Below are 14,647 nucleotides of genomic sequence, written 5' to 3'. Positions count from 1 at the left end.
GTGATGAACTCTTCTTCCGCGGGACCCAAGAACGACACGACCAAGCACATCTTCGTGACCGGTGGTGTCGTTTCGTCTTTGGGTAAGGGCCTCACCGCAGCCAGCCTCGGCAACCTCCTCACGGCCCGCGGACTCCGCGTCGTGATGCAGAAGCTCGATCCGTACCTGAACGTCGATCCGGGCACGATGAACCCGTTCCAGCACGGCGAGGTGTTCGTCACCGACGACGGTGCAGAGACCGACCTCGACATCGGCCACTACGAGCGCTTCCTGGACATCAACCTGTCCGAGGCCGCGAACGTCACCACCGGACAGATCTATTCGCAGGTCATCGCGCGCGAGCGCCGCGGCGAGTACCTCGGCGACACCGTGCAGGTCATCCCGCACATCACCGACGAGATCAAGCGCCGCATGCGTCTGCAGGCGTCTGAGGACCCGCGTCCCGACGTGATCATCACCGAGGTGGGCGGCACCGTCGGTGACATCGAGTCGCAGCCGTTCCTCGAGTCGGCACGCCAGCTCCGTCACGAGCTCGGCCGCGACAGCGTGTTCTTCGTGCACGTCTCGCTCGTGCCGTTCATGGGCGCGTCGGGGGAGCAGAAGACCAAGCCGACCCAGCACTCGGTCGCGGCCCTGCGCCAGGTCGGCATCCAGCCCGACGCGCTCGTGCTCCGCAGCGACCGCCCGGTGAGCGAGAGCAACCGCAACAAGATCGCGCTCATGTGCGACGTCGACGTCGAGGGTGTCATCAACACGGTCGACCTGCCGAGCATCTATGACATCCCGTCGACGCTCAACGAGCAGGGCCTCGATTCGTACATCGTGCGCCGCCTCGGTCTCGACCAGAAGGCCGCCGACGTCGACTGGACACGCTGGAACAAGGTGCTGCACGCCGTGCACAACCCGAAGCACGAGGTCACGATCGGCCTGGTCGGCAAGTACATCGACCTGCCCGACGCGTACCTCTCCGTGACCGAGGCTCTCAAGGCCGGCGGCTTCGCGCAGGAGACCAAGGTCAACATCCGCTGGATCCCCTCCGACCTGTGCGAGACGCCCGAAGGTGCGCAGGAGCAGCTCGCGGAACTCGACGGCATCTGCGTGCCCGGCGGCTTCGGCATCCGCGGCATCGAGGGCAAGCTCGGCGCGCTCAAGTTCGCCCGCGAGCAGGGCATCCCGACGTTGGGCCTGTGCCTCGGCCTGCAGTGCATGGTGATCGAGTACGCCCGCGACGTCGCAGGCATCGCCGGGGCGTCGTCGAGCGAGTTCGACCCGGAGACATCGGAGCCGGTCATCGCGACCATGGCGGAGCAGATCGAGATCCTCGACGGCGGCGACCTCGGCGGCACGATGCGTCTGGGGCTGTACCAGGCCGCTCTCGCCGAAGGATCGCTCGCCCGCGAGCTGTACGGTACGCCGGAGGCTGCCGAGCGTCACCGACACCGCTACGAGGTCAACAACGCCTACCGCGATCGCCTGACCGAGGCGGGGCTGGTCTTCTCCGGTCTGAACCCCGAGCTCGATCTGGTCGAGTACGTCGAGCTGCCGCGCGACGTGCACCCGTACTACATCGCCACGCAGGCACACCCCGAGCTGCGTTCACGTCCGACCGCGCCGCACCCGTTGTTCCGCGGGCTCGTCGGCGCCGCGATCGAGCGGCACCGTGCCAGCGAGCTGTTCGACGTGAGCGAAGACGTCGTCGCCGATGCCTGAGCAGGCCGACGGCCTCCGGGACGAGCCGTTCGAGCCTGAGGTGCTGCAGAGCGACCTCGTCTACGAGGGCAGGGTCTGGGACGTGCGCTCGGATCGTGTGCGTTACCGGGACGGCGAGATGGTCAGGCAGTACGTCGACCATACGGGTGCCGTGGCCATCCTCGCGCTCGATGACGAGGGCCGCGTCCTGTTGATCCAGCAGTACCGGCATCCGATCCGCCACCGCGACTGGGAGCTGCCCGCAGGGCTGCTCGACGTGGAGGGGGAGGAGCCGCTGGCCGCCGCACGCCGCGAACTCGCGGAGGAGGCGGATCTCACAGCCGCGCACTGGGAGCCCCTGGTCTCGTCGTGGACGACCCCTGGCGGCAACGACGAGATGATCCACATCTTCCTCGCGACCGGTATCGCGGCGGCCGAGACCGCGCACGACCGCGAGGACGAAGAAGCCGACATCCGTGTGGAGTGGGTCCCGCTCGCTGACGCGGTCGATGCGGTCCTCGCCGGGCGGATGCGCAACGGCATCCTCACGATCGGCGTGCTGGCGGCGTCGCAGAGGCTGCGCGATCGGGGTTGAGGATGCTGCTCGACCGCGCTCTCGACGCGTACCTGCGTCATGTGACGATCGAGCGCGGTCTGAGCGAGCACACGATCGCGGCCTACCGACGCGACCTCGGCGGTTATGTCGAATGGCTGACGGCCGAGGGCGTCGTCGACACTTCGGACGTGACCCCGGCGGTGATCGACCGGTTCGTCGCCGACCGCGCTTCGGCCGACCCGGCTCCGGCCTCGACGAGCCTGGCACGACTGCAGTCGTCCGTCCGCGGGTGGCACCGCTTCCTGGCGCGTGAGGGGATCGAGGACGACGACCCCAGCGGGAGGCTGCGCCCACCCAAGGCACCGCGTCGGCTCCCCAAGGCGCTGACCATCGACCAGGTCGAGCGCCTCCTGGCAGCCCCCTCGCCGGAGGATCCGCTCGGCGTCCGCGACCGCGCACTCCTCGAGCTCCTGTACGCCACGGGCGCGCGCGTCTCTGAGGCCATCGGACTCGATGTCGACGACGTGGCCCACGGAGACGTGCTGCGCCTGCGGGGCAAGGGCTCCAGGAGCGGATCGTACCGATCGGGTCGTACGCCAGGGCCGCGGTCGACGCCTACCTCACCCGGGTGCGTCCGGCACTCGCGGCGAAGGGGCGGGCATCGGCGCGGCTGTTCCTCGGCGCGCGCGGTGCGCCCCTGTCGCGGCAGAGCGCCTGGCTGGTGATCCGGGCAGCCGCGGAGAAGGCGCAGATCACCGCTGAGGTGTCACCCCATACGCTGCGGCATTCGTTCGCGACGCACCTCCTGCAGGGCGGCGCAGACGTCCGGGTCGTCCAGGAGCTGCTCGGGCACTCCTCGGTCGCGACCACCCAGATCTACACGCATGTCTCCGTCGACACGTTGCGTGACATCTACGCCACCTCGCACCCCCGCGCACGCTGAATCCGGATCTCCGAGCGACCGGCTGCCGCGCGCCGAGGCGGCCGCCGAACGGGCTGCCCGGTACAATCGACCAAGCACGAAGGAGCAGGAGAACCGGTGGCTAAGAAAGTGGCGAAGTCCAGGGCGAAGGCGCAGAAGGCCGACGAGACCCCCATGGGACCCACCGGCCGCCCGTATCACGGGTTCCCGATCCCCGAACCGCTGAAGTCCCACGGGCCTGCGCGCATCATCGCGCTGTGCAACCAGAAGGGCGGTGTGGGCAAGACCACGACGTCCATCAACCTGGCCGCTGCGCTCGCGGAGTACGGTCGCAAGGTGCTCGCGGTCGACTTCGACCCGCAGGGCGCCCTGTCCGCCGGCCTCGGGATCCCCACGCACGACGTGCCGACGATCTACGACCTGCTGCTCGACACGAAGCGCGACGCACACGACGCCATCGTGCACTCCAGCGTCGAGGGTCTCGACGTGATGCCGGCCAACATCGACCTCTCCGCCGCCGAGGTGCACCTGGTCAACGAGGTCGCCCGCGAGACCATCCTCGCCCGCGTGCTGCGGCAGGTCGCGGGGAGTACGACGTCATCCTGATCGACTGCCAGCCGTCGCTCGGCATCCTCACCGTGAACGCCCTGACCGCGGCGCACGGCGTGATCATCCCGCTCGAGTGCGAGTTCTTCGCGCTCCGCGGCGTGGCGCTGCTCATCGAGACGATCGACAAGGTCCGCGACCGGCTGAACCCCTCCATCACGATGGACGGTCTGCTGGCGACGATGTACGACCCGCGCACGCTGCACTCCCGCGAAGTCCTCGAGCGTGTCGTCGAAGCCTTCGGAGACGACGTGCTCGAGACGGTGATCGGTCGTACCGTGAAGTTCCCCGACGCCTCGGTGTCGGGTGTACCCATCACCGAGTTCGCCCCCGAGCACGCGGCCGCTCAGGCATACCTGCGGCTGGCGCGGGAGCTGGTCGCCCGTGGCGCCGTCGCCTAGCGAGGGTCCTGTCGACGCGACGCTCGAGGAGAGCGCGGGCGAGGCTGCGTCCGCGGAGAGCGCAGGTTTCCGGGTCTCCCTGTCGAACTTCGACGGCCCGTTCGATCTGCTGCTGAACCTCATCTCGAAGCACGAGATGGACATCACCGAGGTCTCGTTGAGCGCGGTCACCAACGAGTTCATCGCCTACCTCGGACAGCTCGAGGACGACGAAGAACTGGATCAGGCATCCGAGTTCCTCGTGGTCGCGGCGACGCTCCTCGACATGAAGGTGGCAGGCCTGCTCCCGCAAGGCGAGCTGGTCGATGCGGAGGCCGTTGCGCTGTTGGAGGCGCGCGACCTGCTGTTCGCCCGACTCCTGCAGTACCGTGCGTTCAAAGAGGTGTCGGCGTGGTTCTCCCGTTGCCTCCAGCGTGAGGATCGGCGGCATGTCCGAGCGGTGCGGCTCGACGAGAAGCACCGCCGTCAGACGCCCGAGCTCGTGTGGTCGCTGACCGCAGACGATTTCGCGGCGCTCGCGCTGCTGGCCTTCGCGCCCAAGGAGATCCCGCACGTCGGGCTCGATCATCTGCATGCGCCGCTGGTCAGCATCCGCGAGCAGGCCGCGATCGTCGTCACACTGCTTCGTGGCACCGAGTCGCTGAGCTTCCGTGAGTTGGTCGCCGGCGTCGCCGAGCCCGGCATCGTCGTGGCGCGCTTCATCTCGGTGCTCGAGCTGTATCGGCACGCGGCGCTGTCCTTCGAACAACTGGAACCGCTCGGCGAGCTGACGCTGCGCTGGGCAGCCGACTCCTGGTCGGACGAGACACTCGCGACCCTGGGGGCCGACTATGACCGATGAGATGACGGGCACTTCCGCCGAGGAGACGCCGGACGCGGCGACCCCGGACGAGGAGGCCACCGAGATCCCTCTCGCCGAGCGCATCGAGGCCATCCTGCTCATCATCGACGAACCACTCGGCCTGGTGGCGCTGGCTGCTGCGGTCGGCTCCCCGGTGCCCGCCGTCAGGCAGACGCTCGAGATGCTCGTCGACGACTACGACGGTAGAGGCAAGGGCCCGCGTCGAGGGTTCGAGCTTCGCGAGGTCGGCGGCGGATGGCGCCTGTACGTCAGGGAAGAGCTCGACGACGTCGTCGCTGCGTTCATCGGCGGGCAGGCCCCCGCGCGCCTGTCGCAGGCCGCGCTCGAGACACTGGCCGTGATCGCCTACAAGCAACCGGTGACACGCAGCCAGGTCGCGTCCATCCGCGCGGTGAACGTCGACTCCGTCGTGCGCACGCTCCTCGCGCGTGGTCTGATCACCGAGCTGTTCGCCGACTCCGAGACCGGCGCGATCAACTACGGTACGACCGACGCGCTCCTGCAGCACCTGGGCATCAACTCGCTCGACGAGCTGCCCCCGATCTCGCCTCTGCTCGACGACGGTGCAGACGGCTTCGACGAAGGGACCATCCGATGAACGCCCCGCACGGGAACGACGCCGCCGACGCACCGGAGGGCGTGCGCCTGCAGAAGGTGCTCGCCGCTGCCGGTGTGGCCTCCCGCCGCGTCGTCGAGCAGTACATCACCGAAGGGCGTATCCGTGTCAACGGCGTCGTGGTCTCGGAGCTCGGGCGGCGGATCGATCCGGAGCACGACCTCGTCGACGTCGACGGCACCGCCGTGCAGCTGGACGTCTCCAAGCGCTACGTGATGCTCAACAAGCCCACCGGCGTCGTCAGCAGCATGAAGGACGAGAACGGTCGTCCCGACCTTCGCCGCTTCACGGAGCAGTTCGAGGAACGGCTCTACAACGTCGGACGCCTCGACGCCGAGACCAGCGGTCTGCTGATCCTCACCAACGACGGCGCGCTCGCCCACGTGCTCGCGCACCCGTCGTTCGGGGTCACGAAGGTGTACATCGCCAAGGTCGAGGGGACCGTGCTGCCCCAGACGATCTCGAAGCTCACCAAGGGCATCGACCTGGAGGACGGACCGATCGCCGCGGACAAGGCGCGCCTGCTCGACACCTCGCGCGGGTCGAGCCTGGTCGAGGTGACGCTGCACTCCGGGCGCAACCGGATCGTGCGTCGGATGCTCGCCGCGGTCGGCCACCCTGTCACCGAACTCGTCCGCCGCCAGTTCGGCCCGCTCCACCTGGGAACCCTCCCGGCGGGGAAGACGCGGGAACTGAGTAAAATCGAACTCGGCGCGCTTCTTACCTTGTCGCGCCGTGATTCCGGTGTCGCCGAGGCGCCAGGCGAGCAGGAGAACGAATGACCGATACGACGAGTGCGCCCACGGTGCGGAGAGCAGGCGCCGTCGCGCCGCGTCTCTCCGGCACCGTCCGCGTCGTCGGCGCCGGTCTGCTCGGGGCGAGTGTCGGGCACGCGCTCCGATCCAAGGGCATCGACGTCGTGCTGACGGATGCCTCACCCGCGCAGCTGCGCCTCGCCGTGGACTACGGGGCAGGGCGCATCGCCGCGGATGACGACCGGCCTTCGCTCATCGTCGTCGCCGTGCCGCCGGATGTCACCGCCGACGTGATCCAGGCAGAGCTCGAACGCTTCCCCGAGGCCGTCGTCACCGACGTCGCCAGCGTGAAGCTCGAGCCGTTCCGCACGCTGCAGTCGCGTGGTGTCGATCTGACCCGCTACATCGGCTCGCATCCCCTCGCCGGTCGCGAACGGGGAGGGGCGATCTCCGCCCGCGCAGACCTGTTCGTCGGACGGCCGTGGGTGGTCTGCCGCGATGAAGACACGAAGGCCGCCGACCTCGCTCTGGTCGAGGCGCTCGCGCTCGACGTGGGCGCGATGCCGCTGGAGATGACGCCCGAGGAGCACGACCGTTCGGTCGCCCTCACCTCGCACGTGCCCCAGGTGGTCGCGAGCCTCCTCGCCGGCCGCCTCGCGGGTGCCGAGGAGAGCGCGCTCCGGCTCGCCGGACAGGGGGTGCGCGACACGACGCGCATCGCCGCCTCCGCCCCGGAGCTCTGGGTGCAGATCCTCGGCGCCAATGCCGGCCCCGTCGTCGAGATCCTCGACGCCCTCGCGTCCGACCTCGGCGACGTCGCAGCCGCGTTGCGGGAGCCGAGTGCCCCGGGTGCGCGCCGCATCGTGGCCGAGACGATCCGTCAGGGCAACGACGGTGTCGAGCGCCTTCCCGGCAAGCACGGTCAGAACCAGCGGTTCGAGACGCTCGTGGTCATGGTCGACGACACCGCGGGCCAGCTGGGGCGCCTGTTCGGCGAACTCGGTGAGCTCGGCGTCAACGTCGAAGATCTCCGTCTGGAGCACTCGCCCGGCGCCCAGTTCGGTCTCGCAGAGATCAGCGTCGATCCCGCAGCGCTGCACGGTGCGATCACCGGGCTCCAGGAACGCGGCTGGCGAATCGCAGGGAACACGAATGACTGATACCTCCACCTCGTCCAGCGCACCGAGTCACGGGACCGATGCGGCGAAGTTCATCGCCATCGACGGCCCTGCCGGGTCCGGAAAGTCCAGTGTGTCCAAGGCCGTCGCCCGCACGCTCGGCTTCGGATACCTCGACACCGGCTCCGCCTACCGTGCCCTGGCCTGGCACGTCCTCGACCGCGGTGCCGACACCGCTGACGCCGATGCGGTTCTCGCCGCGGCATCCGACTTCCCGGTGCGTCTCGGCCTCGATCCCGACGACCGCACCGTACGGGTGGGCGACACCGACATCACGGAGGACATCCGCGACCCGCGGGTGTCCGGCGCGGTGAGCGGCGTGGCACGCGTGCCCGAAGTGCGGGCGCAGGTGAACGAGCTGTTCCGCACGCTCGTGGCCGAGGCGACCTATCCCGCTGTGGTCGTCGAGGGCCGCGACATCACGACCGTCGTCGCCCCTGATGCCCCCGTACGGATCCTGCTCACCGCGGCGCCCGAGGTGCGGGCTGCCCGCCGTGCCGGCGAACTCGCCGGTGAGAACGCGGATGCCGTCGCCGCAGCGCTTCACAAGCGCGATGCCTCCGACAGCGCCGTCGTCGATTTCCTCAACGCCGCGGAAGGCGTGGAGGTCGTCGACTCGACGGAACTCGATTTCCCCCAGACCATCGACGCCGTGCTCACGGTGATCGAACGACTCCAAGGAGCACACCGTGGCTGACGACGAATACGAAGGCGGCCCCGACCAGCTCGCCGAGAAGATGGAGAACATCGACGAGCAGCTCGCCGAGCAGCGCGCGGAGACCCTGCGCGCCGGCCTCGCCGACTACGAGCTCGACGATGAGGATGCGGCGCTCCTCGCCGGGATCACCCTCGGCGAGGACGGCATCCAGTACAGCCCTGCTCTGCCCGTGGTGGCGATCGTCGGACGACCGAACGTGGGCAAGTCCGCGCTCGTGAACCGCATCCTCGGCCGCCGCGAGGCCGTCGTGGAAGACACCCCGGCGTCACCCGCGACCGCGTGACGTACAAGGCGGAGTGGGCCGACCGGCGCTTCTCGCTCGTCGACACCGGCGGATGGGAGCCCGACGCGCGCGGCATCGACCGTTCGGTCGCTGCCCAGGCGGAGGTCGCGATCGACCTCGCCGACATGGTGCTCTTCGTGGTGGACGCGATGGTCGGTGCGACATCGACCGACGAGCACGTCGTCAAGCTGCTGCGCAAGAGCGGCAAGCCCGTGTTCCTCGTCGCCAACAAGATCGACGACGCCCGGCAGGAGCCCGAAGCAGCCGCTCTGTGGAACCTCGGACTCGGCGAGCCGCACCCTGTGTCGGCGATCCACGGCCGCGGTGTCGCCGATCTGCTCGATGAGGTGCTGAAGAAGCTCCCCGAGGTCTCGGCCGTCGCGAAGCAGGAGATCGGAGGACCGCGGCGCGTCGCGATCCTCGGTCGTCCGAACGTGGGCAAGTCGTCGCTGCTGAACAAGGCAGCCGGCGAGGAGCGGGTGGTCGTCAACGATCTGGCCGGCACCACTCGTGACCCGGTCGACGAGGTCGTGGAGCTCGGCGGCAAGATGTGGCGTCTGGTCGACACGGCCGGCATCCGTCGGCGCGTTCACATGGCGCAGGGCGCGGACTTCTATGCATCGCTGCGTACCTCCGCAGCGCTGGAGAAGGCAGAGGTCGCCGTGGTCGTGCTCGACGTGTCGGAGACGATCAGCGAGCAGGACGTGCGCATCATCGACCTCGTGCTGGAGTCGGGCCGCGCGCTCGTGCTCGCGTTCAACAAGTGGGACCGTCTGAACGACGACGACCTCGAGAACGCCGACCGTCGCCGCTACCTCGAGCGCGAGATCGAGCAGGACCTCGCGCACGTCGCCTGGGCGCCGCGCGTGAACATCTCGGCGAAGACCGGCCGTCACCTCGACAAGCTCGTCCCGGCGCTGGAGACCGCGTTGGAGAACTGGGACCGTCGCATTCCCACGGGCAAGTTCAACGCGTTCCTCGCCGAGCTCGTCGCCGAGCACCCGCACCCGCTGCGCGGTGGCAAGCAGCCGCGCATCCTGTTCGGCACCCAGGCGTCGACCCGCCCGCCGACGTTCGTGCTGTTCACGACCGGGTTCCTCGACCCCGGGTACCGCCGGTTCATCCAGCGCCGCCTGCGCGAGCTGTACTCGTTCGAGGGGACGCCGATCGTCATCAACATGCGGGTTCGTGAGAAGCGCCAGCGCTGACCTGTTCCCGCACATGTCGCGCCGAGGTGCCGTGACCCCGATGCTGTGAAAGGCTGTGGGGGTGACTGTCGTACCTCCTGCCCCCGGTGAGCCGCGTCGCCCTGACGGGCCGCGGAATCCGGGCGATGCCTGGGTCGTCGCCGCGTCGGGGAGAAGTACTGGGGACGCTTCGGCGCCGCCGGACTTCTCGCCGTCGACCCCGCACGCGGCATCCTGCTGCAGCACCGGGTGTCGTGGAGCCACTTCGGCGGCACGTGGGGTCTGCCCGGCGGTGCTCTGCATGAGGGCGAGTGCGATCGCCGGAGCCATCCGCGAGGCGCAGGAGGAGGCAGGCGTGCCGGACGGCGCGGTGCGCGCGCGGTTCACGAGCGTGCTCGACCTCGGCATCTGGTCGTACACGACCGTCATCGCGGACGTGCAGAGGGGCTTCGACCCGGTGATCAGCGACCCGGAGAGCGTCGCGCTGGAGTGGGTGCCTGTGGATGAGGTCGACGCCCGGCCGCTGCACCCCGGATTCGGTGCGGCTTGGCCGGCACTGCGCACGCAGCTCGAGGTGCGACCGCTCATCGTGGTCGATGCCGCGAATGTCGTCGGCTCGGTGCCGGACGGCTGGTGGAAGGACCGTGCGGGTGCGGCCTCTCGCCTGCGGGAGCGGCTGGCGGGGCTCGCGGTTCCCGCGGACGCGCTCGACCTCGCGGGCGACGTCTGGTTCCCCGAGGTGTCGATGGTGGTCGAGGGGCAGGCACGCCGCATCGATGCTGAGTCGAGTCCCGTGTCGATCATCCGAGCCGACGCCGGAGGGGACGATGCCATCGTCGCCGAGGTCTCGCGCCAGAGTCAGGTCGGACGAACGGTGGTGGCCGTCACGAGCGATCGTGAGCTTCAGGCGCGACTCGCGGACGCGGGCGCGGCACAGGTGCGCTCCGCCGGGTGGCTGCGGGACCTGCTCGAGCAGCACCACTGAGGCATCACGGCTGAGTCATCATCACGGCTGAGTCATCTCCACGGCTGAGTCATCTCCACGGCCGAGTCATCTCCACGGCCGAGTCATCATCGCGGCTGAGTCATCACGGCTCACGCGTCGGTGGCGTCGGTCAGACGAACATCACGCGGCGCGGTGGCGGGTCGGTGTAGGCGCGGCCGAGCGGACTGTGCCACGTGATGCTGCCGTCTCGCTCCTGTTGAGCCGTCCACCGGTACGGATCCGGGACGTCGGGGTGCTTGAGTGTGTGGTGGGCGCGGCACAGGTGGCCGAGGTTGTCGACGCGGGTTCGTCCGCCTTTGGCATGGTCGTGGGTGTGGTCGACGTCGCAGCGGTGCACCGGCATCCGACACCCGGGGAAGCGACAGTGCTGATCACGAGCACGGAGGAACCGACGCATCCCCTCGGTGGGGGTGTAGGTGTCGGTCTCGATCAGCATGCCGTTCGGATCGAGGAAGAGCCGCGTCCAGCCGGTGTTGCGTCCTGCAAGGTCGCGGGCGACGTCGGGGTGCAGGGGGCCGTGTCCGTCGAGCTGGGCGGGTCGATCGTCGACGCCGGCGAGCGTGGTCGCGGCGACGGTGACCTGAACGCGGGCCTGCACATGCTCGAGGTCAGTGCCGTGCACCGCGCTCGGGTCTGCCGTGAGCAGGAGATCGCTGAAGAGGTCTGCCTGCACCTGTGCCCATGTGCGCTGATCGGCAGGATAGTTCTCCACGTGCGGGTCGGTCGTGAACGTGTCGCCGTCCACGCTCGCGATCACCGCTTCGGAGTACGGGTCGAACGACGGATCGTCGAGCGCGAAATCTGCGAGGTCGAGGGTGTCGTGGTCATGGTCCGCCCACCAGGGCAGGGGCACGATCTCGCGGTCGGCTCTGGCGCGGATGACCTCGCGCGTCATCCTGCTCAGCCGGTCGGCGATCGCGGTCGCGATCCATTCGGGAAGCACCGCGGTGAGCAGGGCGAGTCCGTCGTCGAGGGACTTCACCGTCACGCTGCGCTCCCCGGCGGCACGACGGTGCCGCTGCACCAGGGTGTCGCCCACCAGGGCTGCGGCGACCTGTCGCGCGTGCGCCCGTGTGCGCGCAGGGTTCTCCTGTTCGGCGACCACGAGAACAGCGGTCTCGAACAACGTGAGCGCCGCCGCGTCTACGGCCTTGTTCCTGACGGCCTCGCTGACGATCGCACTCGCTCTGGCGATCTCTCGGACATGCGCCACGCTGATCGCGCCCTGCGCATACGCAGCCCTGACGGCGGGGAGATAGGCGTCGAGAGCGCGTGCGTCGGCGAAGGCGAAGTCCATCGACCCTGTCGAGAGGCGCCCCGCTGCGGAGTACTCGGCGACCATCGAGCGGTAGATCGCGTCGCGGTGCGAGGGACTCGCCGCGACGTCGGCATCGTGGATCGCGATCTGACGGATCAGGAGCTCCGCCGCTTCAGCCTCGAGCACGGCGATCTGCCGCCTCGTCTCGGCCCATTCGCCCAGCACGCGTCGCCGCTCCTCGGATTCGAGGTCGAGATCGGTGCGCGTGGCCATATCTCGAGGATAGAACGTAATTACGAACCTACCTCTGAAAATGGCCAATCATATAGGTATATTAGTACGAAGGATCGTCGCGGCCGCGTAGCTTGTCGATGTCGCGCCGTTCTCGTTTGGTGGGGCGACCGGCGCCGCGGTCGCGGAGCCCGAGTGCGGCCTGCGGCTCTCGCTCGGGTGTGCGGTCGTCATAGGCGAGAGCGGCGAGTGGCGCGCCGACGCGCTTGACCAGGAGCTGACGAACGATGAGGATCCGGTCGAAGCCGGCGATGCGGACGCGCAGCTCGTCGCCGATGCGGACCTGCTGCGCGGCCTTCACTCTGTCGCCGTTCACCCGAACATGCCCCGCACGGCATGCGGTGGTCGCGGCGGATCGCGTCTTGTAGATGCGGATGGCCCAGAGCCAGCTGTCGACGCGGGCGGCATCCATCAGGCGGCCTTCCTGCGCAGGGCGATCAGGGCTCCCGCGACGATGAGCCCCTGACCGAGGGTGTAGGTGAGCATGACGGCGGGGCTGCTCCATGCCGGGAGTCCGCCTGGCAGGAATAGTCGGAAGGCGAGCAACGTGTCGCTGGCGAGGAAGAACGCCCCGCCGACGGCGATCAGCGGTGTGCACCGTGCGGAGAACGCTGCCGTTCCCCCCAGGACCACACCGTACAGAGCAACGGCGATGAGCAGGCCGCCCGTGTGCGGGCCGAGGATGGCGATCATCGCGACCCACCAGACCGCGTAGACCAGAGCCCACCACGGCATCCGTCGTCGTGCGAGATGGCGGGCGAACAGCAGGATGTAGGCCACATGGGCGACGCCGAAGAACAACAGCATCAGGGGAAGCTCGGGAGCGGAGGGGAAGAAGGCGCCAGCGCCGTCGCCGAGCCAGGAGAAGAGCACCGCCGCGAGGAGCAGCACCAGCGCGGCGCGGGAGCCCAGGCGTCGGGCCGACAGCACGATCGGAAGAGCCAGGAGAGGCATCAGCAGCAACTTCTTCGTCGGACCCGCGAGAGGGCTTCCCTCCGCGAGGAGGACGACGTGCAGCACGGAGGCCGCGACATACGGGAGGAAGGCCCACGCGATCAGCGAGGGAGTGGTGCGGCGCGGCATCCCCTCATCGTATGGTCGGTCGCTCGCGGTGGCTGTCGGCGGGTTCGGCATGCGTCGGGGGAGAGGCGGGTCTGGATGCGGGCTCGGTCGTCAGGGGCTCAGGACTCGACGGTGACCTGGTCGACGGTGTCATCGAGGTTCAGGTGCGCCGCCGGCCAATATCCCTCAGGGAAGTGCTCGCCGCACTCGTCGTTCAGGTGCAGGATCGCGGTGCCGTCCGGAGCGATCTCGATCGTCTCGACAGCGAGGTCGGACGCGCCGTCGTCGAGGTCATGGGGCGCGGGCTCACCCGTCGTGAAGTTCGCGACCACGGCATCCGTCGCGATCCGGCGGAGGATGTCGAGTCGAGAGACGACATCGCGCAGACGGGGCAGCAGCGGCGCCACCTCGTCGGCATTCGCGCCCTCGAGCATGAGCTCCAGTTCGGACCCCTCGACCGAGAAGGTGCCGACGAACCAGTCGTGCGTGAGCACCGTGCCGTCGGTGAGCTCGGTGGTGGCGCGGGAGAAGGTTCCGAGTTCGGGATCGTCGATGGTCGCAGGGGTGTCGCTCATGGTCTCACGCTAGTGGGTGGGGTGCTCGACCCGCTCACGCGGAGAGGTCGAGCGCCACGAGCTTCCGCCCCGGCTTGAGCTCTGTCTTCTCGAGGAAGCCGGCGGCGAGGAACGTGCCGAGCGTCCCGTGGAAGAGGTCGTTCGTCCGCCGTTTCTCGCCTGCCGTGTCGACCGGGTACCCCTCGATGAGCCGCGCCCCCGACCCTCTGGCATATTCGACAGCGGCTTTGAGCAGGTCGAGGTTCAGCCCGGCTCCGCGGTGCTCCCGGCGGACGACGAAGCAGGTCACCGCCCAGACCGAGTCGTCGTCGAAGGGTTCGGTCGATGCGGCGGCGATGATCCGCGTGCGGGGGACCCGTGCCTGCCGGGTGCGCGGGCCGATCCGGATCCATCCGGCTGCCTCGCCGTCGACATAGGCGACGACTCCGGGCGACGGGCCCTCGGCGATCTCTTCGCGGAACATCTCGGTGCGTTGCGCCGTGGTCGTCGCATTCCAGTCCTTGTTGCTCAGCACCGGCCAGATGCACTGACAGCTCGCGCCGTCGCCGCCACCCGTGAGCGCATGCTGCACGTCATCCCAACGAGCGGACGTCGCCAACGCGGTCGTGATCGTCACCATGCACGCGACGGTACGCGCGGCGTCCGACACCCGCAACGGCTCGGTTCGCGGAGGGGTGCGACA

At 69.0% G+C, this 14,647-nt stretch carries 13 protein-coding genes and 3 pseudogenes; 11 read left to right on the top strand and 5 right to left on the bottom strand.

What is annotated here, in order from left to right:
* Positions 1-3 precede the first annotated feature (3 nt).
* The 11 genes and pseudogenes from G4G29_RS12780 to G4G29_RS12730 all read left to right on the top strand — a co-directional run bounded on the left by G4G29_RS12780 (position 4) and on the right by G4G29_RS12730 (position 10,758).
* Complete coding sequence (locus G4G29_RS12780; RefSeq protein WP_183150397.1) at positions 4-1,710, top strand: CTP synthase; 1,707 nt, start codon at positions 4-6, stop codon at positions 1,708-1,710.
* Positions 1,703-2,284, top strand: coding sequence for an NUDIX hydrolase (locus G4G29_RS12775; RefSeq protein WP_183150396.1), 582 nt, complete (start codon positions 1,703-1,705; stop codon positions 2,282-2,284). The genes G4G29_RS12780 and G4G29_RS12775 overlap by 8 nt, the downstream gene beginning before the upstream one ends.
* Positions 2,285-2,286: 2 nt before the next feature.
* Positions 2,287-3,188 (top strand): annotated as a pseudogene (gene xerD, locus G4G29_RS12770) (site-specific tyrosine recombinase XerD).
* 153 nt (positions 3,189-3,341) lie between these two features.
* A pseudogene (locus G4G29_RS12765) lies at positions 3,342-4,174 on the top strand (ParA family protein).
* 79 nt (positions 4,175-4,253) lie between these two features.
* Entirely contained in the window at positions 4,254-5,015 is a 762-nt protein-coding gene (locus tag G4G29_RS12760; protein ID WP_244632598.1) for a ScpA family protein, read from the top strand.
* Positions 5,005-5,634, top strand: a complete 630-nt coding sequence (gene scpB / locus G4G29_RS12755; RefSeq protein WP_183150394.1) for an SMC-Scp complex subunit ScpB — start codon at positions 5,005-5,007, stop codon at positions 5,632-5,634. Before G4G29_RS12760 ends, scpB begins: the two co-directional genes overlap by 11 nt.
* Positions 5,631-6,434 carry a pseudouridine synthase gene (locus G4G29_RS12750; protein WP_183150393.1) on the top strand — a complete coding sequence of 268 codons (804 nt, stop codon included), beginning with the start codon at positions 5,631-5,633 and terminating at the stop codon, positions 6,432-6,434. The genes scpB and G4G29_RS12750 overlap by 4 nt, the downstream gene beginning before the upstream one ends.
* Entirely contained in the window at positions 6,431-7,567 is a 1,137-nt protein-coding gene (locus G4G29_RS12745) for a prephenate dehydrogenase (RefSeq protein ID WP_183150392.1), read from the top strand. Before G4G29_RS12750 ends, G4G29_RS12745 begins: the two co-directional genes overlap by 4 nt.
* Complete coding sequence (gene cmk / locus G4G29_RS12740; protein WP_183150391.1) at positions 7,560-8,282, top strand: (d)CMP kinase; 723 nt, start codon at positions 7,560-7,562, stop codon at positions 8,280-8,282. Before G4G29_RS12745 ends, cmk begins: the two co-directional genes overlap by 8 nt.
* A gap of 40 nt (positions 8,283-8,322) precedes the next feature.
* A pseudogene (der, locus tag G4G29_RS12735) lies at positions 8,323-9,794 on the top strand (ribosome biogenesis GTPase Der).
* A 280-nt stretch (positions 9,795-10,074) separates the two neighbouring features.
* Positions 10,075-10,758, top strand: coding sequence for an NUDIX hydrolase (locus G4G29_RS12730; protein WP_345941070.1), 684 nt, complete (start codon positions 10,075-10,077; stop codon positions 10,756-10,758).
* A gap of 130 nt (positions 10,759-10,888) precedes the next feature.
* On the opposite strand, the gene G4G29_RS12725 is transcribed toward G4G29_RS12730, so the two are convergent.
* The 5 genes from G4G29_RS12725 to G4G29_RS12705 all read right to left on the bottom strand — a co-directional run bounded on the left by G4G29_RS12725 (position 10,889) and on the right by G4G29_RS12705 (position 14,584).
* Complete coding sequence (locus G4G29_RS12725) at positions 10,889-12,310, bottom strand: HNH endonuclease signature motif containing protein (RefSeq protein ID WP_183150390.1); 1,422 nt, start codon at positions 12,308-12,310, stop codon at positions 10,889-10,891.
* 61 nt (positions 12,311-12,371) lie between these two features.
* Complete coding sequence (locus G4G29_RS12720; protein WP_183150389.1) at positions 12,372-12,740, bottom strand: RNA-binding S4 domain-containing protein; 369 nt, start codon at positions 12,738-12,740, stop codon at positions 12,372-12,374.
* Positions 12,740-13,411, bottom strand: coding sequence for a lysoplasmalogenase family protein (locus G4G29_RS12715; RefSeq protein WP_244631994.1), 672 nt, complete (start codon positions 13,409-13,411; stop codon positions 12,740-12,742). The genes G4G29_RS12720 and G4G29_RS12715 overlap by 1 nt, the downstream gene beginning before the upstream one ends.
* Before the next feature lie 98 nt (positions 13,412-13,509).
* Positions 13,510-13,965, bottom strand: coding sequence for a hypothetical protein (locus tag G4G29_RS12710; protein WP_183150387.1), 456 nt, complete (start codon positions 13,963-13,965; stop codon positions 13,510-13,512).
* Positions 13,966-13,999: 34 nt separating this feature from the next.
* Positions 14,000-14,584, bottom strand: a complete 585-nt coding sequence (locus G4G29_RS12705; protein ID WP_183150386.1) for a GNAT family N-acetyltransferase — start codon at positions 14,582-14,584, stop codon at positions 14,000-14,002.
* Positions 14,585-14,647: the final 63 nt, after the last annotated feature.

This window comes from Microbacterium sp. Se63.02b (assembly GCF_014171575.1).
Lineage (GTDB): Bacteria > Actinomycetota > Actinomycetes > Actinomycetales > Microbacteriaceae > Microbacterium.
This window is presented reverse-complemented; position numbering and strand designations above follow the sequence as displayed.